A 24,648-nucleotide genomic window follows, 5' to 3' on the forward strand; every position below is an offset into this window, starting at 1 on the left:
CGTCAGGACCGGTCGGACCGACCGGACCACGCTGCCCAGCGGCCGTCGCGCCGGGCCACCGTGATGTCGCGCCCGAAGCAGGCGGTGAGCCGGTCGTCGGTGAGCACCTCGTCCACGGGTCCGCGGGCGAGGACGCGGCCCTCGCGCAGCAGCAGCGCGTGGCCGACGACGGGCGACAGCTCCTCCAGGTGGTGCGTCACCGTCACGGTGGCCAGCCGCGGACGTCCCTCGGCCAACTGGTGCAGGGCCTCGATGAGGTCCTCCCGTGAGGGCAGGTCGAGGGCGTTGAACGGCTCGTCCAGAAGCAGCAGCGCCGGGTCGGCCATCAACGCCCTGGCGATGAGGACCCGGGCCCGCTGACCGCCGGAACACACGCCGAACGGGCGGTCCGCCAGCTCCTTGATGCCCAGCTCGGCCAGGAGTTCGTGGGCCCGCTGCCGGACCTCGTCGTCGTACATCCGCCACAGCGGCTGCACCGTGCCGGTGTGGCCCGTCAGGACGACGGCGTGCGCGCCGAGGCTGTCCGGCACCCGCTGCGCGGAGGAGACGTGCCCGATACGGGCGCGCAGTTCGCGCACGTCCACCCGGCCGAGCCGCGCGCCCAGCACCTCGACGCTGCCGGCGGTGGGGTGCGTCAGTGCGCCGAGCAGCCGGAGCAGGGTGGTCTTGCCGGCGCCGTTGGCGCCCAGCAGCGCCCAGTGCTCGCCGGACCGTACGGACCAGTCGACGGCGTCGAGGATCACCTGGTCGGTCGTGAACCGGCGGACACTGACGTCCCGGAGCAGGACGACGGCCGCGTCCCGGTCGTTCTCCACCGTGCCCACCGTGCCCACCGTGCGGTCCGCTGTCTCCTCGGCCATGTGCGCGCTCCTTCCCGGCTCCGGACGGCGCCGTCCGTGGGGCCACGGTAGGTGTACGTGGCATGTTGTCGCCGGGGTGTCCGAGTCCTGGACGGGCGGGGGTGCGTCGCCGGTGCCGGCGTGCGGCCGGCGCACCGCGTACCATCGTGCGGTTCGCGCCCGCCCGCCGAGTACCGTCCCGAGGATCGTCTTCCCTTGTCCGCCGTCCTGCCGCCGCCTCGCACCCACGCCCGACTGCTCGACCGGGAGCACCTGGTCCGTACCGAGGACGGTGTCCGTCTGCACGCCCTGCTGTGGCGGGCCGGTCCCGGCTGGCGGATGGTGTCCAGCGCCGTGCTGGGCGGGGGGATCGCCGAACGGGAGTGGGTGCTCAACGCGCAGGTCGCCCACGGCTACCGACGTACCGATCCGGCCCGGCACCTGGCCGGACTGGCCCGCGCCGCCGGGGCCGAGGGGCCGGGCGTCGGTCTGATGACGGCCGCCGAGGTGGCCGATCCCGGCTACGCGTGCGACGGGGGAGCGGAGGCCGTGGCGACGGCCGGCATCTCGGTGCGCGGCTGGGCGGCGTCCCCGCAGGACGGCACCCCCGGCGCGGCCCCGCCCGGGACGATCAACATCGTCGCCGCCGTCCCCGTGCCGCTGACCGACGCCGCTCTGGTCAACGCGGTGATGACGGCCACCGAGGCCAAGACGCAGGCACTGCTGGACGCGGGCCACGACTGCTCCGGCACCCCGACGGACGCGGTGTGCGTCGCGGCCCGTGCCCCGTACCCCGGTACGGAACCGCACGCCTTCGCCGGTCCCCGCTCCGAGTGGGGCGCCCGCCTGGCCCGCGCCGTCCACATCGCCGTCCTGCTCGCCCTGGGGGCGGATAGGGAGGCGGCAGCGCGGTCCTGAACCCTCGCCGGGTACACGGCCGTCCCCGCCACCGACTCCACGGACCGTCGGTCTCACGACAGGTCGATCAGCCGCTCCAGGGACGTACCGTCCGCCCAACGCCGCAGCAGCCCGCCGTCCATGAGACGGGTGCCGGTCCGGTGCCGGGCCCACCGGGCGTCCCGGTCGGTGAACGTGCCCCGGTGCACGATCAGCCGCAGCGGCGGCTCGGTTCCGGCCCGCCGGGGCCTCAGGTCGGGCGGGTCCTCGTCGGGCAGCGGCTCGGCGACCGGACGGAACGCCACCTCAAGCCGGTTGCCGCGAGGGTGACGCGCCCGGACCCGGGGCCGTACCCGTTCGGCGGACGGTGGCAGGACCGACCAGCCGTCCCTGCGCAACATGCGGCACACCGCCAACGCGAGCCCGGCGGCGTCCAGTTCGGCGATCTCCTCGGCGGTGTAGAGACCGCGACGGCGCCGGGCCGGCGGGCGCAGCCGTCCGACGACGACCGGCACGACGACGGCGAGCAGCGCCAGGAAGACGGACGGCACCACGACGCCGAGGGAGCGGTAGCCCACCACGAGACCCGCGACGCCGGCACACAGCAGCAGGACGCAACCGGTCAGTGCCGGGAGCACCTCGCGCAACTCCGGTCCGTGCCGCCCCTGCGCCCGCAGCAGTCGCACCGCTTCCCGTCGGCGGGCCCGGCGGGACAGCTGCCCCTCGGTCGTGCTGCCGGTCGTGCTGCCGGTCGTGCTGCGCCACGATGTCACCGGAGCCGGCCCCCCTGCTCCCCGCCCGTACGGGCCCACGCCTGTGCGGCATACGAGCCAGACATACCCCGCGCGGGCGGGCCGTCGTCGACGCGGCTCGCTTTCGGTCAGCTTTCGGCCGAAACAGTGGTAGCGGCGGGCGTTTGCGCGTCGAGCGAGTGGCAAACCGATGTCCATGACTGAACCGAACAACAACACGAATCAGAAGACCGACCAGAAGACCGATCAGAAGACCGATCAGAAGACCGACGCCGCCAAGGCGACCGCGGCGAAGGCGCGGAGCGGTGCCGACAAGGCCACCGCCCCCGCGACGCAGACCGCGAAGAAGGCCGCGGACAAGGCCGGTGACGCGGCGTCAACGGCCGGTTCGGGTGCCCAGCGCGCGGCCGGTGCGGCCTCCGGCGCCGCCCAGACGGCCGTCAAGGGTGTCGAGGCGGGCCGCCAGGCCGTCATCGCGACCACGGGTCAGGTCGCCGGGGTCGCCAAGACGGCCTGGACGGTGATAGCCCACCGCAAGCTCGTCGCCGCGGGTGTGGGAGCCGGGATCACCGCGCTGACCGCCGCGTCCTACGCGGTCGGCCGTCGCTCGGCGCAGCACTCCCACGGCCCGGTCACCCGCCTCACCGGCGGCCGGATCTGACCCGCGGACCCGGACGGCCACGACGCGCCCCCCGGCCCGCCGCGGGCCGGGGCGGGCCCGTCGTCCCTCCGCAGGGGCGCGCCGCGAGGCTCCCACCCCCACCTCGGAGCGCACGCCCCCTCCCCCCGAGGGAAGATAGAGCCGCTACCCCTAGCAGATTCGACGCGGAGGAGCGGTCGCATGCAGCATGACCGAGCCGGTGAGCCGGCCGGACCCGAGGACCTGATCGACGTAGCCCGGCTGGTGACGTCGTACTACGCCCTGCGTCCCGACCCGGCGGAGCCGGGACAGCGCGTGGCGTTCGGCACGTCCGGGCACCGCGGTTCGTCGCTGGCGGCGGCGTTCAACGAGGATCACATCGCCGCGACCAGCCAGGCCATCTGCGAGTACCGCAGGGACCAGGGCACCACCGGCCCGCTCTTCCTCGGCGCCGACACCCACGCCCTGTCGGAGCCGGCGCGGGTGACCGCCCTGGAGGTGTTCGCCGCCAACGACGTCACCGTGCTCATCGACGAGGCGGACGGCTACACGCCCACCCCCGCGGTCTCCCACGCAATCCTTACCCACAACCGGGGCCGTACCTCCGGCCTCGCCGACGGTGTGGTGGTCACCCCCTCGCACAACCCGCCCGCCGACGGCGGCTTCAAGTACAACCCGCCCAGCGGCGGCCCGGCCGGTTCGGACGCCACGTCCTGGATCCAGGACCGCGCCAACGACATCATCGCGGCCGGGCTGAAGGACGTACGCCGGATGCCGTACGAGAAGGCCCTCGACGCCCCCGGCACCGGCCGCTACGACTTCCTCGGCACCTACGTCTCCGACCTGCCCGCCGTCCTGGACCTGGACGCCATCCGGTCCGCGGGTGTGCGTATCGGCGCCGACCCGCTGGGCGGCGCGTCCGTCGCCTACTGGGGCCGTATCGCCGAGCAGCACCGCCTCGACCTGACGGTGGTCAACCCGCTCACCGACCCCACCTGGCGGTTCATGACGCTGGACTGGGACGGCAAGATCCGCATGGACTGCTCGTCGCCGTACGCGATGGCGTCGCTGATCGAGCGGCGGGACCGGTTCGATATCGCCACCGGCAACGACGCCGACGCCGACCGGCACGGCATCGTCACCCCGGACGCCGGACTGATGAACCCCAACCACTACCTCGCCACCGCCATTTCCTACCTCTACGCCCACCGCGCCGAGTGGCCCGCCGACGCCGGGGTCGGCAAGACGCTGGTCTCCTCCGGCATGATCGACCGGGTCGCCGCCGACCTCGGCCGGCGGCTGGTCGAGGTGCCCGTCGGGTTCAAGTGGTTCGTGGACGGACTGGTCGACGGTTCGCTCGGCTTCGGCGGCGAGGAGTCCGCGGGCGCGTCCTTCCTGCGCCGGGACGGTTCGGTGTGGACCACCGACAAGGACGGCATCATCCTGGCCCTGCTCGCCTCCGAGATCACCGCCGTCACCGGCAAGACGCCGTCGGAGCACTACGCCGCGCTCACCGCGCGGTTCGGTGAGCCCGCGTACGCCCGGATCGACGCCCCGGCCACCCGCGAGGAGAAGGCGCGCCTGGCCAAGCTCTCCCCGGCGCAGGTCACGGCCGACACCCTGGCGGGCGAGCCGGTGACCTCCGTGCTGACCGAGGCGCCGGGCAACGGCGCGTCGATCGGCGGCATCAAGGTGTCCACCGAGAACGCCTGGTTCGCGGCCCGCCCCTCGGGCACCGAGGACGTCTACAAGATCTACGGTGAGTCCTTCCGCGGCGCGGACCACCTCCGGCAGGTCCAGGACGAGGCCAAGGAGGTCGTCCTGGCCGCTCTCGGCGGCTGACCCCGCGCCGACAGCGCCGCCGACCCGTCACGGTCGGCGGCGCTTTTTCACACCCGTTCATTGAACGTTTCAATGAGTGTCGGTCGATCATCTTCTGTGTGAAGTCTTGACGCCACCTGTGCCTCGCCTTACCGTCTCCGGCGACTTGCTTAAACGTTTCAAAGGTTGCGCTGTCCGTTCGAAGGAGCACGGCACTTGTCCGCACACCGCACGTTTCCGAGACCCTCCCGCCGTGGGGTCATCGCCGCCGCGTCCGCCGCCGCGGCCGTCACCGCCCTGCCGACCGCCGCCGCCCCGGTCGCCGCGGCGGCGGCCACCGAGGCCGCCGAGACCGCGGGCGCCACCGGACCGGCCGGCCCCGGCCCCGCCCTCGCCCCCTTCGCCCTCTCCGAGGTCCGGCTGCTCGACGGCCCCTTCCTCGCCAACATGCGCCGCACCTGCGCCTATCTGCGCTTCGTCGACATCGACCGGCTGCTGCACACCTTCCGCCTCAACGTCGGCCTGCCGTCCACCGCTGAGCCCTGCGGCGGCTGGGAGGCGCCCGACGTCCAACTGCGCGGCCACACCACCGGCCACCTGCTCAGCGCCCTGGCCCAGGCGTACGCCGCCACCGGCGAGGCCGTCTACGCGGACAAGGGCCGCGCCCTGGTCGCCGCGCTGGCCGCCTGCCAGCAGGCCGCTCCGGCGGCGGGCTTCCACCGCGGATACCTCTCCGCCTTCCCCGAGTCGGTCTTCGACCAGCTGGAGGCCGGCGGCAAGCCCTGGGCGCCGTACTACACCCTGCACAAGATCATGGCGGGGCTGCTCGACCAGTACCGGCTGGCCGGGGAGAAACAGGCGCTGACCGTCCTGCTGGAGATGGCCGCGTGGGCCGACGCCCGCACCGCGCCGCTGTCCCACGAGCGGATGCAGACCGTGCTCAAGGTCGAGTTCGGCTCCATGAACGACGTCCTCACGCGGCTGTACCAGGAGACCGGCGACCCCGCCCACCTGCGTACCGCCCGGCGCTTCGACCACGAGGAGCTGTACACGCCGCTGGCGGCCGGACGCGACGAACTCGCCGGGCGGCACGCCAACACCGAGATCGCCAAGATCGTCGGCGCGGTCCCGGAGTTCGAGGCGACGGGGGAGCGGCGCTACCTCACCCTCGCCGACACCTTCTGGACCGCCGTCGTGCGCCACCACTCGTACGCCATCGGCGGCAACTCGGACAAGGAGCTGTTCGGCCCGCCCGACGAGATCGTCAGCCGGCTCTCCGAGGTCACCTGCGAGAACTGCAACAGCTACAACATGCTGAAGCTGGGCCGGCACCTCTTCCTGCACCGGCCGGAGCGCACCGAGTACATGGACCACTACGAGTGGACCCTGTACAACCAGATGCTCGGCGAGCAGGACCCCGACTCCGACCACGGGTTCGTCACGTACTACACCGGACTGTGGGCCGGTTCGCGGCGCGAGCCCAAGGGCGGCCTCGGCTCTGCCCCCGGCAGCTACAGCGGTGACTACGACAACTTCTCCTGCGACCACGGCACCGGCCTGGAGACCCACACCAAGTTCGCCGACACGGTCTACTTCCGTTCTCGCGAGGGGCATCCGCCCGCGCTGTACGTGAACCTGTTCGTGCCCTCCGAGGTGCGCTGGGAGCAGACCGGTGTGACGGTGCGTCAGGAGACGGAGTACCCGTCCGCCGGACGGACCCGGCTGACCGTGACGGCCGGACGGGCCCGGTTCGCGCTGCGGCTGCGGATACCCGGCTGGGTCGCCGACACCGGCTCCGCCCCCGTGCTGAAGGTCAACGGCCGCACCGTCGGCACCCGGCCGCGCCCCGGCGCGTACGTCTCGCTCGACCGCCAGTGGCGTACCGGCGACACCGTCGAACTGACCCTGCCCCGCCAACCCGTCTGGACCCCCGCGCCGGACAATCCGCAGGTGACATCGTTGTCCTACGGTCCGCTGGTCCTCGCGGGCGAGTACGGCGACGAGTCCCTGGCCACCATCCCCACGATCCGCCCGCGCACCCTGCGCCCCGCGGCGGGACGGACCGTGGAGTTCACCGCCGTCGCCGACGGGCGCACGGTGACCCTGCGGCCGTTTAACGAGGTGCACCACCAGCGCTACAACGTCTACTGGGCGGTGACCCCGCGCCAGGGCCGGGAGCGGGACGTCGTCCGCTACCCCCTCGACGAGGGCACCGGCACCACGGGCACCGACGCCACCGGCGCGTTCGGCGCGGCCACCCTCGCCGGCGGCGCGGCCTGGACCGGAGACGGCGACGGTACGACGGCCGTGGCACTGGACGGCACGGACGGCCACGTCGCCCTCCCCGCCGGGCTGCTCGCCGGCCTGAACGAACTGACCGTCAGCGTCCGCGTACGCGTCGACGCCCTCGCCGCCTCGGCCCGCGTCTTCGACCTCGGCTACCACAAGGAGACGTACCTCTTCCTCGCCGCCACCACCGGCGCCGGCCGGGCCCGCGCCGCACTGCGCGTCGCGGGCATGGAGGGCGAGGACGTCGTGGACGCGGCGGGTCCGCTGCCGGTGGGCCGCTGGACCCACGTGGCGCTGACCCTCGGCGGCGGCACCGGCGTGCTGTACCTGGACGGCGTCGAGGCCGGCCGCAACCCGGCCATGGTCTCCGGACCGCTGCTGCTCGGCGCGACCGCCCGCAACTACCTGGGCCGCTCCCAGAACACCACGCACCCCTATCTGCGCGGCGCGGTGCGCGACTTCCGGCTGCACAACCGCGCCCTGTCCGCCGCGGACGTCGCCCGTCTGGCCGCGGGCTGAGACACCCCGCTCCCGCAGCCGCCGCCCCCTCCCCGTTCCCTTAAGGACCACCCATGCCCGAAACCCCCGAATTCCCGCTGTCCAGACGCGGTTTCGTCGTCGCGGCCGGTGCCGCCGGCACCGTCGTCGCCACCGGGCTCCCCGCCCGCGCCGCCGCTCCCGGCACCCCCGCCGCAGCGGCGTCCGCCGCCTCCGCCGCGGGCTTCTCCGCGCGCGCCTTCACCGACCCGCCCAAGGACAGCCGCCCCACCGTCTACTGGTACTGGAACGGCCCCGTCACCCCGGAACTCGTCGACCGGCAGATGGCCGACCTGCGCTCCAAGGGCATGTACGAGGTCATCCTCTTCTCCTTCGACAACGACGCCATGCAGCCCGCCTTCTTCACGGAGGGCTGGTTCGACATCGTCGGACACGTCCTGCGCACCGCCGAGAAGACCGGCATGCGGGTGTGGCTCTTCAACGACGACCACTTCCCGAGCGGCCGCGCCGGTGAGTACATCGTCAAGGGCGGCACGGTCGGCGGCCGCACCTACCCGCCCCGTCCCGACCTCCGCCTGAAGGCGCTGTGGCGGTCCACCACCGTCGTCGAGGGCCCGGCCCGCGTCGACCTCGGCCGCAGCACCGGCCTCGGCGTACAGGCGGGCGCGCTCGTCGCCGACGCCGCGGTCCTCGACGGCGCCGCCGCCCTGCGCGGCGGTGACGGATGGACCGACTACACCGTCACCGGCAGCGCCAAGGCCGACCACACCGCCGCCGGCCTGGTGGTCCGCGCCTCCGCCGACGCCCTCGACGGCTACGCGGTCACCTTCGACCAGAGCGGCGTCACCACCGTCACCCGCCTCGCCCGCGACGCCGACCCCGTGGAACTGCTGCGCAGCACCCGCACCGACGGCTTCAACAAGACCAAGTTCCACACCGTGGCCGTCACCGTCAGCGGCGACCGGCTCTCCGTCACCCTCGACGGCAAGGACAAGGGCTCCGTCACCGACGACCGGTACGCCGCCGGCAGCGCGGGCGTGCGGGCGGTCGGCGACGAACGCGGCCTGTGGGACACGTTCACCGTCACGGCCGCCGACGGCACCGCGCTCCACACCTCCGCCTTCGACGACCCGGCCGCCGCCGGTGACTTCCCCGACCGCGACGCCCTCCCGCTCACCGCCGTCGCCGCCGCGGCCCGGCCCGCCGGCACCACCGACGTCACCGACCTGACCGAGCGACTCGGCCGCACCTGGCAGGTCCCCGCCGGACGCTGGCAGATCGACCTCTTCGGCGGCACCCCGCTCATCGACGACAGCCAGGGCTACAGCCGTTCCTACGTCGACCTCCTCGACGACGAGCCGGTGGAGCTGTTCCTCGACATCGTCCCCGGCGAGTACCACCGCCGTTTCGGGCGGTACTTCGGCAACGTCGTCCCCGGATTCTGGGACGACGAGCCGTTCTTCGCCTCCGCCGAGGCCCACTTCAAGCGGCTGCCCTGGTCACCGACGCTGGAACGGGCCCTGCGCGAGGTGGACGTCGACCCCGGCGTGGCCTACGCCGCCGCCTTCGACGACCTCGGCCGCCCCGGCCGCATCGCCCGGGGCCGCTACTGGAGGGCCGTCTCCGACCGCTTCGCCCGCTACTTCGAGAAGCAGGCCGACTGGTACGAGCGCCGCGACGTACAACTGATCACCAACCCGCTCTACGACGAGACCTCCCCGGCCAAGCGCATCCCGACCACCGGCGACCTGCACAAGGTCAACCAGTGGGCGCACGTCCCCGGCGGTGACATCATCACCGCCGAGTACGTCGCCGGGGAGCAGACCATGCTGCCCCGCAACCCCGTCTCCGTCGCCCACCAGATGGGCCGCGACCGGGCGCTGATGGAGATGTTCGGCAACATGGGCTGGCAGGTCACGCCGGGCTTCGTGCACGCCACCGTCGGCGCGCAGGCCGCCCGCGGTGTCAACCTCACCGTGCTGCACGCCCTGTGGACCGACGAGAAGGTCGTGTACTTCCCGCCGCCGTTCGGCCCCCGCGCCCCCTGGTGGTGGGGGATGAAGCCCCTCGCCGAGTGGATCGGCCGGGTCATGGAGGCGGGCCGCGGCACCTCCGCCGCGCGCACCGCCCTGCTCCAGCCGCAGCGCGCCGCCGAGCAGTGGACCGGCACCGACCGGCAGGGCGAGGTCGACGGCGCGCTCTCCGACGCCGCCTACGCCCTGGAACGCGCCCAGGTCGACTTCGACCTGCTGCACGAGGGCGCCCTCACCGGAGACGGGGAACTGCTCGTCCACGCCAGGACACGCGGCGGCCGGCTCGCCGTCGGCGCGGCCCGCTACGACCTGGTGGTGGTGCCCCTGACACCGGTCCTGGACGCGGCCGGCATCCGCGCCCTCGGCTCCTTCGTGCGCGCGGGCGGCACCGTCGTCGCCGTCGGTGACCTGCCCGCCGACGACGCCGACGGCAACGACCGGTCCCTGGCCCGCGCCCTCGCCGACCTGTTCGGGAACGCCGTACCGGGCAGCCGGAAGCTGGGCGCCGGGCGTGCGGTGCGCGTCGCCGACACCACCGCGCTGGGCGCCGCCGCGCACGACGCCGGGGCCGCCGCCGCCCTCCTCGACCCGCCCCGGGACGCGATCCGGGTACTGCGCGTCACCCGCGGCCGGGACACCGCGTTCCTGCTCAACAACGAGAGCGGCGCCGACGTCGGGACCACCGTCACCCTCCCCGTCACCGGCGCCCCCGAGCTGTGGGACCCGGCGACCGGCGAGACCGGACCGGCCCCGCTGTACCGCTCCTCCAAGCGGGGCCTGCACATCCCGCTGGTGTTCGAGCCGTACCGGACGCATGTCGTCGTCGTCCGGCACGACGGGCGAGCCGGACCCCACCTGACCTCCGCCCCGCTGCCCGTCCTCGACGTACGCCGCTCCGGCCGCGTCCTGCGGGCCACCGTCGAGGCCGCCGCCCCCGGCACCCACCGCCTCACCGGCACCGACGGCGGCCACACCTACCAGGGCACCGTCCGCGTCACCGACACCCTCGCTCCGCTCACCGTCACCGGTGCCTGGACCCGCACCCTGGAACAGGACGGCGCCGTCCCCGTCACCGGCCCGCTCGGCAGCTGGACCGAGACCGCGCCGCTCTTCTCCGGCAGCGCCACCTACACCACCACCGTCGACGTCGACCGGGCCCGCCTCGACGGGCGGCGCGTGCTCCTCGACCTCGGGGAGGTCCGGGACATCGCCGCCGTGACCGTCAACGGCACCGCGCTCCCGACGCTGCTGTGGGCACCGTTCGTCACCGACGTCACCCGGCTGCTCGTCCCCGGCGCCAACCGGCTGGAGGTCCGGGTCGCCAACACCCTCTCCAACGAGCGCAACAAGCCGCTGCCGTCCGGCCTGCTCGGCCCCGTCGCACTCCGCTTCCACCGCCGCGCCACCGTCGACCTGACCCGTGTCTGACACCCCTCGGGACACCGAGCCGCACCCCGTGAGGAACCGCATGCCCAGACCCCGTCCCGCGCTCGCGCTGACCGCCGCCGCGACCGCCCTCGCCACCGTGCTGGCCGGCGCGACCGCCGCCGGTGCCACGGCCACCACCGCCATCAGCCCCGTCCACCCGCGCACCCAGTACCTCCGGCAGGCCCTGGGCATCGACGACACCACCCCCGACCTCAGCTGGGAGACCACCGCCCGCGCCACCGGCGTCCTGCAGTCCGCCTACCGGGTGCAGGCCGCCACCTCCCCGGAGCGGCTGCGCGCGGGCCGCCCCGACCTGTGGGACTCCGGCAAGGTCCGCTCGGCGGTGCCGGGAACGACGTACGCGGGCCGGGAACTCGGCTCCCGCACCCGGGTGTACTGGCGGGTCCAGCTCTGGTCGCAGCGCGGCGGCGCCTCCGGCTGGAGCGGTACCGCCGTCTTCGAGACCGGGCTGACCCGGCAGTCGGACTGGAACGCGGACTGGATCACTCACCCCGACTGGCGGCTCGGTGAGCGCGATGTCACCCCGGTCGTCGTCAAGGTGCCCCGGACGACGTCCCGCTACGTCCGCCTCGACGTGACGAAGCTGGGCCTGCCCCTCGCCGAGACCTTCCCCGCCGAGACCTGGCGCCTTCAACTCGGTGAGATCGACGTCCGGGACACCACCACCGGCACCACCGGGCTCGCCCAGGGGGCCGCGGTCACCGCCTCCGAGACCAACACGGTCCGCAAGACCTGGGAACCCGCCCTCGCCGTCGACGGACTGCCCAACAGCGCCCTGCAGACGGCGGCCGGCTACTCCAGCGCCGCGCACACCGGCGCCGACGTCTCGGACACACCCGTCACCCTCACCCTCGACCTGAAGTCGGCGAAGACCTTCGACGAGGTGGCGCTCTACCCGCGGGCCGACGTCCTCACCGACGACGGCCGCGTCCCGCACTTCCCCGTGGACTACACGGTGTCGAGCGGCGACGAGGCGGCCGGAGCCTTCACCGAACTCGCCCGCGTCACCGGACAGCGGCCGCCGGAGCCGTACCTCCCCTCCGGACTGCCGCTGCTCACCGACGACTTCACCCTGCCCGCCGGCGCGGACAAGAAGGTGCGCGGCGCCCGCCTCTACATCGCCGGACTCGGCATCTACGACGCCACCGTCAACGGCGAGCCCGTCGGCGACGCCGTCCTCGAACCCGCCAACACCACCTACGACGAGCGCGTCCAGTACGCCACCTACGACGTCACCGACCGGCTGCGCAAGGGCGCCAACACCCTCGGTGTCGCCCTCGGCAACGGCATGTCCAACGTGGTCTCCACCGCCGACCGCTACCGCAAGCTGTACGGCAACATCAGCGACCCCAAGCTCATCGCCCGCCTGGAGGTCACCCTGGCCGACGGCACCACCCGTACCGTCACCAGCGGCGACGGCTGGCGCACCGCGCTCGGCCCCACCACCTCCTCCAACTGGTACGGCGGAGAGGACTACGACGCCCGCCGGGAGATCCCGCACTGGGACGAACCGAGCGGTGACCGCCGGAAGTGGGAGCACGCCGTCACCGTCGCCGCCCCCGGCACCGCCGGCCGGCCCGCCGAGCTGAGCGCCCGCGAGACCGAACCGATCCGGGCCGTGGAGACCCTGAAGGGCAAGGAGGTCGACGGTGCCGACGGCAGCCGCGTCTTCGACCTCGGCCGCAACATCGCCGGCTGGCCCGAGATCACCGTGACCGCCCCGAAGGGCACCACGATCCGCGTCTACCCGTCGGAGTCCCTCAAGGACGGCCACGCCTTCCAGTCCGTCTCCAACGTCGGCTCCCCGCTGTGGGACAGCTACACCACCGGCGGCGGCCGCGACGAGTCGTGGCACCCGAGCTTCAGCTACCACGGGTTCCGCTACCTGGAGCTGAAGGGCGTCCCCGACGGCGCGAAGATCACCGTGCGCGGCAAGGTGCTGCGCACCGACAACGCCTCCGCCGGGACCTTCGACAGCTCCGACCCCCTCATCGACGGCATCCACTCGCTGATCCGCGGGGCGATCGAGGGCAACATGATGAGCGTCCTCACCGACTGCCCCAGCCGCGAGAAACTGGGTTGGCTGGAACAGAACCAGCTGGTCTTCGGCGGCCTCGCCGGCAACTACGACATGCGCTCCTACCTGCGGAAGATCGTCCGTGACATGGCCGACGCGCAGACCGCGGAGGGCCTGATCCCGAGCACCGTCCCCGAGTACACCAGCCTCCCCGGCGCCTACCGCAACGACTCCAACTGGGGCGGCGCCTTCGTCCTCGTCCCCTGGCAGCTGTACACCACGTACGGCGACAAGGAGACGCTCACGACGTACTACCCGCGCATGAAGGAGTACGCGGCCTTCCTGGAGACGCAGGTCTCCGGCGGCATCCTCGACTACGGCCTCGGCGACTGGTTCACCCCGGACAGGACCTTCCCGCGCGCGGTGGCCGGCACCTTCGGCTACTGGCGGGTCGTCGACGCCCTGAGCCGCGTCTCCGAGGTCCTCGGCGACGAGGAGGCCGCCGCCGGGTACCGCGCGAAGGCCGACGCGAGCGCCGAGGCGCTCGCCGCGAAGTACTACGACACGGCCACCGGCACCTTCGGCGGCGGAGGCCAGGGCGCCGAGGCGCTCGCCCTCGACATGGGCGCCTACCCGGCGGGGGAGCGGGACCGGCTGCTCGCCCACTTCACCGCCTCGGTCGAGGACGCCGGCCACCACCTGCAACTCGGGGAGATCTCCCTGCCCAGCGCCTTCCGGGTGCTCTCCGGCGCCGGACGCGACGACATCGTCCACGAGATCGCCACCCGGACCACCAGCCCCAGCTACGGCTACCAGGTGCTCGCGGGCAACACCACGCTCGGCGAGTCCTGGGACGGCGGCCCCGGGCAGTCGCAGAACCACTTCATGCTCGGCGCCATCGACTCCTGGTTCACCACCCGCGTCGCCGGCATCGACCAGACCGCGGACTCCGTCGGCTACCGGGAGCTGCTCATCGCCCCGGCCGTGGCGGGCGACCTCACCTCGGCCTCCGGCTCGTACCGCACCCCGTACGGCACCGCCCGCACCGACTGGCGACGTGACGGCGACCGCTTCCGGCTCACCCTCGACGTCCCGGCGGGCAGCACCGCCGAGGTCCACGTGCCGACGGACGGCGGCCGGCCCACGGCCCCGTCCGGCGCCCGCCCGGTGCGCGTGGAGGGGTCAGTGGCGGTGTACGAGGTCGGCTCCGGGCACTGGAGCTTCCGCTCCACCCTGCCCGGCGCCTGACAGCGGCGCCCGTGAGAAGGCGGGTGTGCGCCGGAACGAGCTGGGCACCCGCCTCCCGCGGGAAGGTGCAGGGGCGTGGCGGTACGGCAAGGGACGGCCGTACCGCCACCCGCACGCCGGTCAGCCGGCGGCGTACGCCACGACCTTCCCCGGGTTGAACAGGTGCTCCGGGTCGAGCGCGTCCTTGATCGCCCGGTTGAGGTCCAGCACCTCGGGACCCACCTCGGCGCTCAGCCCGTCCCGCTTCAGCAGCCCCACCCCGTGTTCGCCGGTGACGGTGCCGCCCAGCTCCAGGGCCTCCGCGATGATCTCGTGGAACGCGGCCTGCGCGCGCCGCCGGGCCGCCTCGTCGCCGGGCGGCGTGATCAGCAGGGGGTGCAGATTGCCGTCCCCGGCGTGGGCGATGTTGGCGATCAGCGTGTCGTGCCGCTCGGCGATCGCGTCGATGCGGCCCAGCATCTCCGGCACCGCCGCCTTCGGCACGCAGATGTCCTCGGTGAGCACCGGGCCGAGCCGCTCCAGCGCCGGGTAGGCCAGACGCCGCGCCTCGAAGAGGGCGTCCGCCTCCCGCTGGTCGGTGGAGCGGACCGCGTAGGTCGCCCCGCCCGCCTCGAAGCAGCGGCGCATCTCCTCGGCCTCCAGGTCACCGGCCGCGCCCGGCGCGTCGGTACGGCCGAGGAGCACGACCTCGGCCTCCGTGGACAGCCCCATGCGCTTCCACTCGTCGACGGCCTTCAGACAGTGCCGGTCGACCAGTTCCAGGGCCGAGGGGGTCAGCCCCGCGGCGGCCACCGCGGCGACGGCCCGCCCGGCGTCCACGACCGACGAGAAGTAGCCGGCCACGGTGTGCTCGGGCTGCCGCGCCGGGCGCAGCCGCACCGTCACCTCGGTGATCACCCCCAGGGTGCCCTCGGAACCCACCAGCAGCGAGGTCAGGTCGTACCCGGCGACGCCCTTGGCGGTGCGGCGGCCGACCCGGACCAGGTCGCCGCGGGCCGTGACGAACTCAAGGCCCAGCACGTAGTCGCGGGTCACCCCGTACTTCACGCAGCACAGGCCGCCCGCGTTGGTGGCGACGTTGCCGCCGATGGTCGACCAGGGGGCGCTGGCCGGGTCCGGCGGGTACCACAGCCCCCGCTCGGCGCAGGCCGCGCGCAGCGTCTCGTTCACCACCCCCGGCTCGACCACGGCGAGCCGCTCGACCGGGTCCAGCTCCTTGATCGCCGTCATGGCCTCGGTGGACAGCACCACGCAGCCGTCCACCGCGTTGGCACCGCCGGACAGCCCGGTGCCCGCGCCGCGGGTCACCACGGGCACCCCGTGCTCCCGGCAGACCGCGACGGTACGCCGCACCTCCTCGGCGGTGCGGGCGCGGACCACGGCGAGCGGTGTGCCGTAGGGCGCCCATTCGGCGTGGTCGTGGGCGTACCGCCCGGTGGCGTCCGGGTCGGTGAGGACACGGCCGGGCGGCAGTGCGCGCAGCAGGTCACCGGCCGGTCCCTCGGGAATCGTTTCATCGTGCATGGGTCTCACGCTACGACCCGTGCAGCGCGACCGTCAGCCCACGGATCTCGTACCCGCCTATGGCGTCCCGGAAGGCGACCCGCGGCGGCGCGGCCATGCGGATGCCGTCGAGGGCGGTGAGCCGGCTGAGGAAGACGTCGGTCTCCAGCAGCGCGATGTGCGCGCCGGGGCAGCGGTGGGGGCCGTCGCCGAAGGACAGGCCGGACCGTCCCGGCCCGCTCTCCAGGACCCGGTCCGGGCGGACGAGCAGCGGATCGGTGCCGACGGTTCCCGGGTCGGTGTTGGTGTCCTCCAGGAAGAGTTCCACGCACTCGCCGGGGCGGACGGCCGCCGGTCCGTCCGGTGTGCGCAGCTCCAGCGTGGTGGTGGCCCGGCGGCGCAGCCGCGCCACCACCGGCTCCAGGCGCAGCAGCTCCTCCAGCACGGCGAGGCGTCCGGTCTCGTCCGCCGCGCGGTAGCGCGCCATCAGCGCCTCGTCCGTGAACAGGTGCCAGGCCGCGAGGGAGACGAACTCCCGGGTGGTGACCATGCCGGCCGCGGCGAAGGTCAGGCACTCGCCGAGGATCTCCGCGTCCGAGCAGCCCTCGTCGATGAGGTGCGAGATGAGGTCGTCGTGCCGGCGGCGGCGGTGGGCGCGGGCGGCGGGGCGCACGTCGGCGAGGTAGACGCGCAGCCAGTTGGTGTTCTGCCGCACGAACCAGTACAGGCCGCGCGGGCTGGTGAGACCGGGCTCGCCGAACTCCTCCGGGAAGAACCGCTCCAGCCTCCGGCGGATGCCGGGGCGGCCGTACTTGAGGCCCACCACCTCGCTCACCACGCCGATGGCCAGCTCGAAGGCGAGGTCGCCCAGACGGGCCGTGCCGGCCGCGCGCACCTTGGCGATCTGCTCCTCGGCGATCCGCACCATCGGCTCGCGGTAGTGCTCGTCCACCCGGCGCGGGGTGAAGAAGCGCGCCGTCCGGCGCCGGTGTTCGCGGTGTTCGGGGCCGTCGCGGTAGAGCACGGGCCGCCGGATGCGCGGCGGGAGCTTCTCCACGGTCTCGACGCCGAGTCCGGCCTGCACGGTGCCGGGGCCGCGCAGCAGCTCCCGCGCCACGTCGTAATCGTGCACCTGCCAGGTGCCGTCGGCGGCGCGGCTGACCGGGCAACCCGGCCGTTCCCGCCCGGTCGACCTTGCGTGCGGAACCTCGGCCGTCACTCACCGGCGCCTCCCCCTGCCTCGTGGCGTGCCGTGCGGTGCGCGTCGTCGCGCGAGGCACAGCATCCGGCACGACGGGGCCCGCCCACCAGACCGCGTCGGCTCTCACCTCACCCGCTCCGCCGTAACTCCGCGCCGGAGTACGGGGCGACGCCGTCAGCGGATCAGCAGCAGGACCAGGGCGACGGTTCCCCAGGCGAGGACCACGGCCCGCAGCGCGGCCTGCGGCAGCCGGCGGCCGAGTCCCGCCCCGGTCCGGCCGCCGACCGCCGAACCGGCCGCGAGGAGCAGCACCGCCGTCCAGTCGAACTCCGCCGCGTACAGGAAGAATCCGGCGGCGACCGTGTTCACCATGCCGACCAGCACGGTCTTGAGCGCGTTGAGCCGTTGCAGCGAGTCGTCGAGGAGCGCGCCCATCAGCGACAGGTAGACGGTGCCCTGCGACGCGGAGAAGTAGCCGCCGTACACGCTGGCGAGCGCGAGACCCGCGCTCAGTGCGGGACCGCCGTCCTGCCGGGCGGCACGGCCGGTCCGGCCGCGCCGTTCACGCATCCGCGCGTTGAGCCGGGGCTGCACCGCGACCAGGACCAGCGCCAGCCCCACCAGCACCGGCACGATCATGTCGAACGCCGCACCGGGCAGCACCAGCAGCAGCCAGGCCCCCACCAGCCCGCCCGGCAGGACACACGCGCCGAGCCGCAGCACCCGGCGGCGCCGGCCGCGCAGTTCCCGCCGGTAGCCGATGGCCCCGCCGACCGAACCGGGGACCAGGCCGAGGGCGTTGGAGACCGTGGCGGTGACCGGCGGCAGCCCGACGGCCAGCAGGACGGGAAAGGTCACGAGCGTCCCGGACCCGACGACGGTGTTGAGCGCGCCGCCGACGACACCGGACAGCAGAACGGCGGTCATCTCCAGCGGCGTCATGACACGGGAGCGGCGGAGGGGGAGTGGGCAGGACGCATGAGACGGACGGTAGCCCGCCGACGGTTCGGTGCCCGCCGAAGGGTGCCGCACACTCACCGGAACACCGCGTCACCCCCACAGTTCGTCGCTGACGCAGATCCGGGCGCCCATGTTCCGCTCCATCATGCGCAGCGCGGCGTCCGCGAGATCCGGGTGGATGTGGGCGACGGCGTCCCGGGGGACGACGACGTCCAGGTGACGGATGTGCGCGTCGAGAGCGGAGTACAGCACGCACTGCTCGGTGACCTGACCGGTCAGCACCAGTTCCCCGATGCCCAGTTGGTGGACCAGGTAGGTCAGCGGCGTCTCGAAGAAGATCGAGTGCCGGGCCTTGACCACGAAGAGGGACGCGTCGTCGGGACGCAGCGGTTCGACCAGTTCGGCGTGGGGTCCGGCGAGGGCCTTGTCGAGGAGTTCGCCGTGGTGCGAGCGCCACTCACCGAAGTTGTCGTTGACGTAGATCACCGGAACGTCCGCGGCCCGCGCCCGCTCCAGCAGGCCGGTCAGGACGGGCACCACGGCCCCGGCCGAGGGCAGCAGGTGTTCGGCGTCCTTGTGGTCATAGGTGTTGATCATGTCGATGACGACCAGCGCTGTCTTGCTCATGCACCCCAGGGTTCCCCCCTGTGTACGTCCCAGCGACCCGGGCGCCGATCACCCGCCGGACCGGCACCTTGTCCGTCCGGCCCCCCCCGTCCGGCGTACGGCGGCCCCGTCGCTGTCGGGCACCGGGCGTGACGTGGTGTAACAGTCTGTCCATGATGTGGTCACGAAACGATGAGACGGCACAGCACGGCACCGCGGTCCTCCGCGCCGCCCGGCACGTCCTGGTCACGCTGACGGCCGCGGCGGCGCTCGCCGCCCCCGCGGCCCCCGCCGCGGCCGGAGCGGTCCCCTCCGGGCCCGACTGGGACGCCATCGCGGCGTGCGAGTCGAGCGGCGACTGGAAGGCCAACACCGGCAACGGTCACTTCGGCGGGCTCCAGTTCACGCAGTCCAGCTGGGCGGCGGCCGGCGGGCTCGCGTACGCCCCCCGCGCGGACCTGGCCACCCGCCGCGAGCAGATCGCCGTGGCCGAGCGGCTCGCCGACCTCCAGTCCATGTCCGCCTGGGCCTGCTCCTGGGCCGGGTGAGTGGCGCGGTACCGCCGTTGAGGTGATTTCCGCACTCCCCGGCGCTGACGGCGCGGCGCCGGGGATATCGACGAAGGCATGAGTTCTGTGCGACGTCTCTTCTCCCCCCGTACGGCGGCCGCGTTCTGTGCCCTGGGAACCTCCGCCCTCTTGCTGACCGCCTGCGCCGGCACGGACACGACGCGTGCCGATGTGGCCGCCGCGGCTCCGACCAGCCCGTCCGCCGGTACGGGCATGCCCTCCGGTGCCTCGACCGGCCCCTCGGCCGCCTCGACCGGTCCGTCCTCCTCGTCGTCCTCCCTCACCGAGGACCAGGCCCAGCGCGAGAAGCTGGTCCCCAAGGCCAAGGTGACCTGGGACAAGGCCGCCGACATGGCCGTCAAGGAGGTGTCCGGCGGCAAGCTCACCCAGATCGAGCTGACGAGCGCTTCGGACGACGAGTCCTCCAGCGCGAGCCCTTCCGGTGACGCCTCAGCCGAGTCCGGCTCGCCCAGCGCGAGCAGCCCGGCGCCCGCCCCGTCGGCCGGCGCCCCGGTGTGGGCGGCGAAGGTGGCCGCCGAGGACGGGACCCTGCACGACGTCCACATCGACGCCGTCACCGGCAAGGTCTTCAAGTCGGAGACCGACGCCGACCAGGACGCGGACGACAAGAGCGAGATCGCCGACCGGCTGAGCAAGGCCGACCAGACGGCGGAGCAGGCCGCGAAGGCCGCCACCGACAAGGCCCAGGGCACCGTCACCGGTGTCGAGCTGGACGAGAACGACGACCAGAAGCTCATGTGGTCCGTCGACGTCGTCAACACCGACAACTGGAACAAGACCACCGTCGATGTCGACGCGGGCAGCGGCGACGTCCTCAGCCAGCACGTCGACCGCGACTGACCGGACCACTTCCCGAGACCGGCCCGTGCCGCCCGCGTCCCCGCGGACGGCACGGGCCGGTCCGCGTGCGCCGTCGCCACCGGCGTGTCCGGCTCGACGAGGTCCGGATCTCGACATCTCGACGGCCTGTGCTGTTCTGTGCTGTCGGTCGAGTGAGAGCCGAACGACCAGGAGACCCCCATGACCTTCCCCGCTCCGCTGCGCGGCGTCGTCCCGCCGGTCCTCACCCCGCTCACCCCGACGGGTGAGGTGGACACCGCCTCGCTGCGCCGCCTCACCGAGCACCTCGTCGGGGCGGGGGTGCACGGCCTGTTCCTGCTCGGTTCGAGCGGCGAGGCCGCCTACCTGACCGACGCCCAGCGGCGCACCGCGCTTAAGACGGCCGTGGCGGGCGCGGCCGGACGCGTCCCCGTCCTGGCCGGGGTCATCGAGACCACCACCGCCCGGGTACTGGACCGGGCCGCCGACGCCGTCCGGGCCGGGGCCGACGCGCTGGTCGCCACCGCGCCCTTCTACACCCGCACCCACCCCGTCGAGATCGCCGACCACTTCCGCCGCGTCCGCGCGGGCGCCGGCGTCCCGCTCCTCGCCTACGACATCCCGGCCGCCGTCCACACCAAGCTGCCCCGCGACGTCGTGCTCGGCCTCGCCGCCGACGGCACCCTGGCCGGCCTGAAGGACTCCAGCGGCGACGAGGGCTCGCTGCGCCGCCTGCTGGTCGACCCGCGCCGCCGCGCGCCCGGCTTCTCCGTCCTCACCGGCTCCGAACTCACCGTCGACGGCGCCCTGCTGGCCGGCGCCGACGGCGTTGTGCCCGGCCTCGGCAACGTCGACGCGCACGGCTACGTACGGCTCTACGAGGCCGCCGCGGCCGGGGACTGGGCCGGGGCCCGCGCCGAACAGGACCGGCTCGCCGCCCTGTTCTCGCTCACCGAGGCGGGCGACCCCGCCCGCATGGGCGCCAGCTCCTCCGCGCTCGGCGCCTTCAAGGCCGCTGCCCGCCTGCTCGGCCTCATCGACTGCGCCGCCACCGCCGCCCCGCAGGTCCCGCTCGACGACACCGCCGTCGCCCACGTCCGCGCCCGGCTCGTCACCGCCGGACTCCTCTGACACGCATCCGCACCGGACCCGCCATGCCGACCGCGCGCACCGCCCCCGTCACCCCTCCCTGGTACCGCGAGATCACCCGGGAGAAGTGGAAGTCCTTCTTCGCCGCCTGGATCGGGTACCTCCTCGACGGCTTCGACTTCGTCCTCATCACCCTCGTCCTGACCGAGATCGCCGACGACTTCGGCCTGTCGGCCGTCGAGTCCGCGAGCCTGGTCTCCGGCGCGTTCGTCACCCGCTGGCTCGGCGGCGCGGTGCTCGGCGCCCTCGGTGACCGGTTCGGCCGCCGCAGCGCCATGGTGGCCAGCATCCTGCTCTACTCCGTCGGCACCTTCGCGTGCGGCTTCGCCTGGGACTACACCAGCCTGTTCACCGCCCGGCTGCTCATCGGCACGGGGATGGCGGGGGAGTACAGCGCCAGCGCCACCTACGTCCTGGAGAGCTGGCCCGCCCGGCTGCGCAACCGCGCCTCCGGCTTCCTCATCTCCGGATTCTCCCTGGGCGGCGTCCTCGCCGCCGAGGTCTACGAGCACGTGGTGCCCGGCCACGGCTGGCGCTGGCTCTTCTACATCGGCCTGCTCCCCGTGGCCGTCGCGCTGTGGGTGCGCCGGGCCCTGCCCGAGGCCGACGACTGGCAGGAGCGGGTGGGTGGAGCGGCCGAACGCCCCAACCCCTTCCGCCCGCTGTTCACGGGCCGGCGCCGGGCCACGCTCAACACCGTGCTGGCCGTCGTCGCCACCGGGTCGCTCTTCGCGGTGTTCACCCCGCTCGGCGAGGGCCTGGTGCCCGTGCTGTCCGTCGCCGCCGCGGCCTGCCTGACCGCGTTCGCCGTGCAACTGGGCGGCCGCAAGAGGTGGTTGCTGTTCGTCGCCCTGTGCGTCACCGTGTTCTGCGCGTTCCTGTACAGCTGGCCGGTGCAGGCTCTGCTGCCCACCTACCTCAAGACGGAACTCGGCTACACCCCGGGACAGGTCAGCGACGCCCTCTACTTTGCCGGGTTCGGCACGATGGCGGGCTGCGTCGCCACCGGCTTCCTCGGCGACCGGTTCGGCACCCGGCGGACGTACGGCTGCACCCTGCTGATCGGCACGGCGTTCGTCTTCCCCGTCTTCGCGGTCCGCGACAGCCCGGTCGGCCTCGGGCTGCTGCTCTTCCTGCTGCTCGCCTGCGCGCAGGGCGTCTCCGGGCTGCTGCCCAGGTACATCGCGGGGCACTTCCCGACCGAGACCCGCGCCGCGTCCCTCGGGTTCACCTACAACGTGGGGGCGCTGGGCGGTGCCGTCGCCCCGGTGCTCGGCGCCCGGCTCGCCTCCGGGATGTCCCTCGGCCAGTCGCTCGCGGTGCTCACCTTCGCGCTGACCCTGGTGGTGGTCCTGCTGATCGGCTTCGACGTGCCGGCCCGCCTCAACCGGCTCATCGACCCCGAGGCCGTACCGGACCACCTCGTCACCGAGGCCGCGACGGCGGCCGGCCCGCGGGACGGCGCGCCGCCCGTCATGACCCGGGGCGACGACACCGCCTGACACACCGCCGGTTCAGCGGCCGGAACTGTCCGTCTCCACCACCTCGGACGACTTCGGCGGGTTCACCCCGAGCGAGTCACCGAAGCCGCTGAAGGTGGTGACGGTGTGGAAGTCGTCGCCCTCGTAGACGGACCTGAGCAGGTACGGCTCGCCCTCGGCGGCCACGTGGAAGGTGTACGTGGCGTCCGGGTAGGCGTCGTCGGTGACGGTCAGCTTCCGGGCCGGCTTCCCGTCGATCCGCTCGACCGCGCCCTTCTCGACGGTGCCGAAGGAGGTGAACGGCCGGGTGCAGGACGCGATGCCGCCTCCGGCGCTGTCGGCGCTGTCGGCGTCCACGGGGGTCTTCACCCAGAGCCGCTGGGCGGTGGCGGCCCCGGTGTCGCTCTTCTCCCACCGCTGGAGATAAGCGCTGTCGGGACGGACGTAGTCGGTGGCGCCGATGCGGATCTGCTCCAGGGTGCCGCCCTCGGACCACGTCGTCCGGGAGCTGCACCGGTCATCGAGGTCGGTCACGAGCCGGCTGGTGACGGTGTCGCCCTTCGCGGGGGTGCTGGTGACCTCGATGGTGACCGACGACAGCCCCCGCATCGCGGCGTTGGCGTCGTCGAGGAGTTCCTTGCCGGAGCGGCTCTCCGCCGCGCCGCCGCCCCCGCAGCCGGCCGCTCCCGCCGTGACCAGCAGGCAGAACAGCCCCGTCGCGACCCTGACTCCACTGCGCACCGCAAGCGCTCCCTCGTCGGTTCCCGTGTCCGGTGTGTCACCGTCCGTCCCGGCACGGCGCGGGGAGCCTACCAGGGCGGACGACGGGAACGATCTACCGGCCGGCGCCCCCGCGCACGAGACCGGCGAAGCGCCGGGCCACCGCCCGCCAGACCACCGAGGCGGCGGGCTCGTCCCGCTCCGCCGCGCGGACGAGCGCGTCGGGGTCCGCGCCCCGCCGGCGCAGTTCCGCCGGGTCCCACGACCGGAGCCGGGCCGCGCCCGCCTCGGGATGAAACTGCACACCCCAGGCCGCCGCACCCACCCGGAACGCCTGGTACGGGCAGTCCGCGCTCTCCATCAGCCACACGGCTCCGGGCGGCAGCGCGGTGACCGCGTCCACATGGCGCTCGACGGCCGTCACCCGGCGCGGCAGCCCACGGAAGAGCGGATCGGCGTCGGCCTCGGCCCGCACGGTCAGCGGGGTGCTGCCCAGCTCCGGCGTACCGTGCTCCGCCCGTACGGTGCCGCCCGCGACCCGCGCGAGGAGCTGTCCGCCGAGACAGACGCCGAACACCGGCGTACCGTCCCGCAGCGCCTCGGCGACCAGCTCCCGGGTGGCCGCGAGCCAGGGGGCGCGGTCGTCGTCGTCCGGGAGGTAGCCGCCGCCGAGCACCAGGACACCCGAGTGGGGGCCGGGGCGGCGGGGGACCACGGCACCGTCGTAGGCGCGTACCACCCGCAGCGGCACCCCGTCCGAGACCAGCCAGTCGCCGAAGCGGCCCGGTCCGCCGCCGGGGGTGTGCTGCACCACGAGCAGCGGCGGCACGTCCCGCCCGCCGTCCCGCCCGCCGTCCCGTCCACCGGGCCGGGCGCCACCGCAGCCGCCACCGCCGCCACCGCCGTCAGTCGCCGGAGTCACCGCTGCTCCGTCCGGAGCCGTTCGACCGCGCGGAGCGGCTGAGGACCTCGCCCGCCCCCCTGGTCACGGCGGCGACCACGCGCACCCAGCGCGGACCGCCGCGTTCCGCCCAGACGACGCAGACACAGCCCCCGACGGCGAGAGCCAGTACGACGGACAGGATGAACACGGTCACGGCGGTCCCCCTCGGACGATGGTCACCGGTGAGCACCGG

General features: G+C 73.8%; 19 protein-coding genes. 10 read left to right on the plus strand and 9 right to left on the minus strand.

The genetic code is table 11. From position 1 onward, the window contains the following. Window positions 1–2: 2 nt before the first annotated feature. Complete coding sequence (locus UW392_RS48585) at window positions 3–860, minus strand: ABC transporter ATP-binding protein (RefSeq protein WP_320781786.1); 858 nt, start codon at window positions 858–860, stop codon at window positions 3–5. 195 nt (window positions 861–1,055) lie between these two features. Between UW392_RS48585 and UW392_RS48590 the strand changes: the two genes are divergently transcribed. Further along, entirely contained in the window at window positions 1,056–1,757 is a 702-nt protein-coding gene (locus UW392_RS48590) for an adenosylcobinamide amidohydrolase (protein ID WP_320781787.1), read from the plus strand. Between the two features lie 53 nt (window positions 1,758–1,810). Here UW392_RS48590 and UW392_RS48595 read toward each other — a convergent pair whose 3' ends face one another. Further along, entirely contained in the window at window positions 1,811–2,509 is a 699-nt protein-coding gene (locus tag UW392_RS48595; protein ID WP_320781788.1) for a hypothetical protein, read from the minus strand. Window positions 2,510–2,678: 169 nt separating this feature from the next. Here UW392_RS48595 and UW392_RS48600 point away from each other — a divergent pair, with 169 nt between their 5' ends. The 5 genes from UW392_RS48600 to UW392_RS48620 all read left to right on the plus strand — a co-directional run bounded on the left by UW392_RS48600 (window position 2,679) and on the right by UW392_RS48620 (window position 14,483). Beyond that, window positions 2,679–3,149, plus strand: coding sequence for a hypothetical protein (locus UW392_RS48600; RefSeq protein WP_320781789.1), 471 nt, complete (start codon window positions 2,679–2,681; stop codon window positions 3,147–3,149). Window positions 3,150–3,329: 180 nt separating this feature from the next. Then, a complete protein-coding gene (gene pgm / locus UW392_RS48605) occupies window positions 3,330–4,970 on the plus strand; it encodes a phosphoglucomutase (alpha-D-glucose-1,6-bisphosphate-dependent) (RefSeq protein WP_320781790.1) in 1,641 nt (546 codons plus the stop codon). Between the two features lie 195 nt (window positions 4,971–5,165). Beyond that, a complete protein-coding gene (locus UW392_RS48610) occupies window positions 5,166–7,757 on the plus strand; it encodes a beta-L-arabinofuranosidase domain-containing protein (protein WP_320781791.1) in 2,592 nt (863 codons plus the stop codon). Between the two features lie 53 nt (window positions 7,758–7,810). Next, window positions 7,811–11,197, plus strand: coding sequence for a glycosylhydrolase-like jelly roll fold domain-containing protein (locus UW392_RS48615; protein WP_320781792.1), 3,387 nt, complete (start codon window positions 7,811–7,813; stop codon window positions 11,195–11,197). 40 nt (window positions 11,198–11,237) lie between these two features. Next, entirely contained in the window at window positions 11,238–14,483 is a 3,246-nt protein-coding gene (locus tag UW392_RS48620) for a family 78 glycoside hydrolase catalytic domain (protein ID WP_320781793.1), read from the plus strand. Between the two features lie 120 nt (window positions 14,484–14,603). On the opposite strand, the gene UW392_RS48625 is transcribed toward UW392_RS48620, so the two are convergent. The 4 genes from UW392_RS48625 to UW392_RS48640 form a co-directional block, all read right to left on the minus strand. Next, on the minus strand, window positions 14,604–16,007 hold the full coding sequence (locus UW392_RS48625) for an FAD-binding oxidoreductase (RefSeq protein WP_320781794.1): 1,404 nt from the start codon (window positions 16,005–16,007) through the stop codon (window positions 14,604–14,606). A 10-nt stretch (window positions 16,008–16,017) separates the two neighbouring features. Beyond that, window positions 16,018–17,103 (minus strand): cytochrome P450, encoded by a 1,086-nt coding sequence (locus tag UW392_RS48630; RefSeq protein WP_320781795.1) that lies wholly within the window; start codon window positions 17,101–17,103, stop codon window positions 16,018–16,020. Window positions 17,104–17,361: 258 nt separating this feature from the next. Beyond that, a complete protein-coding gene (locus UW392_RS48635) occupies window positions 17,362–18,129 on the minus strand; it encodes a sulfite exporter TauE/SafE family protein (protein ID WP_320781796.1) in 768 nt (255 codons plus the stop codon). A gap of 108 nt (window positions 18,130–18,237) precedes the next feature. Further along, window positions 18,238–18,774, minus strand: coding sequence for an isochorismatase family cysteine hydrolase (locus tag UW392_RS48640; RefSeq protein WP_320781797.1), 537 nt, complete (start codon window positions 18,772–18,774; stop codon window positions 18,238–18,240). Window positions 18,775–18,926: 152 nt separating this feature from the next. Between UW392_RS48640 and UW392_RS48645 the strand changes: the two genes are divergently transcribed. The 4 genes from UW392_RS48645 to UW392_RS48660 all read left to right on the plus strand — a co-directional run bounded on the left by UW392_RS48645 (window position 18,927) and on the right by UW392_RS48660 (window position 22,813). Further along, window positions 18,927–19,301, plus strand: coding sequence for a transglycosylase family protein (locus UW392_RS48645; RefSeq protein WP_414497529.1), 375 nt, complete (start codon window positions 18,927–18,929; stop codon window positions 19,299–19,301). A 78-nt stretch (window positions 19,302–19,379) separates the two neighbouring features. Beyond that, the gene (locus UW392_RS48650) at window positions 19,380–20,183 is read left to right on the plus strand and encodes a PepSY domain-containing protein (protein WP_320781798.1); all 804 of its coding nucleotides are present in this window, start codon (window positions 19,380–19,382) and stop codon (window positions 20,181–20,183) included. 180 nt (window positions 20,184–20,363) lie between these two features. Continuing rightward, window positions 20,364–21,293, plus strand: coding sequence for a dihydrodipicolinate synthase family protein (locus UW392_RS48655; protein ID WP_320781799.1), 930 nt, complete (start codon window positions 20,364–20,366; stop codon window positions 21,291–21,293). Window positions 21,294–21,316: 23 nt separating this feature from the next. Further along, window positions 21,317–22,813 (plus strand): sialate:H+ symport family MFS transporter, encoded by a 1,497-nt coding sequence (locus UW392_RS48660; protein ID WP_320781800.1) that lies wholly within the window; start codon window positions 21,317–21,319, stop codon window positions 22,811–22,813. Window positions 22,814–22,825: 12 nt separating this feature from the next. Here the strand turns inward: UW392_RS48660 and UW392_RS48665 are convergent, their stop codons facing one another. The 3 genes from UW392_RS48665 to UW392_RS48675 form a co-directional block, all read right to left on the minus strand. Then, window positions 22,826–23,533, minus strand: a complete 708-nt coding sequence (locus UW392_RS48665; RefSeq protein ID WP_320781801.1) for a hypothetical protein — start codon at window positions 23,531–23,533, stop codon at window positions 22,826–22,828. 94 nt (window positions 23,534–23,627) lie between these two features. Beyond that, window positions 23,628–24,341, minus strand: a complete 714-nt coding sequence (locus UW392_RS48670) for a type 1 glutamine amidotransferase (RefSeq protein ID WP_320781869.1) — start codon at window positions 24,339–24,341, stop codon at window positions 23,628–23,630. 76 nt (window positions 24,342–24,417) lie between these two features. Then, the gene (locus tag UW392_RS48675; RefSeq protein ID WP_320781802.1) at window positions 24,418–24,609 is read right to left on the minus strand and encodes a hypothetical protein; all 192 of its coding nucleotides are present in this window, start codon (window positions 24,607–24,609) and stop codon (window positions 24,418–24,420) included. Window positions 24,610–24,648 lie beyond the last annotated feature (39 nt).

Source organism: Streptomyces sp. CRN 30 (genome assembly GCF_034105845.1).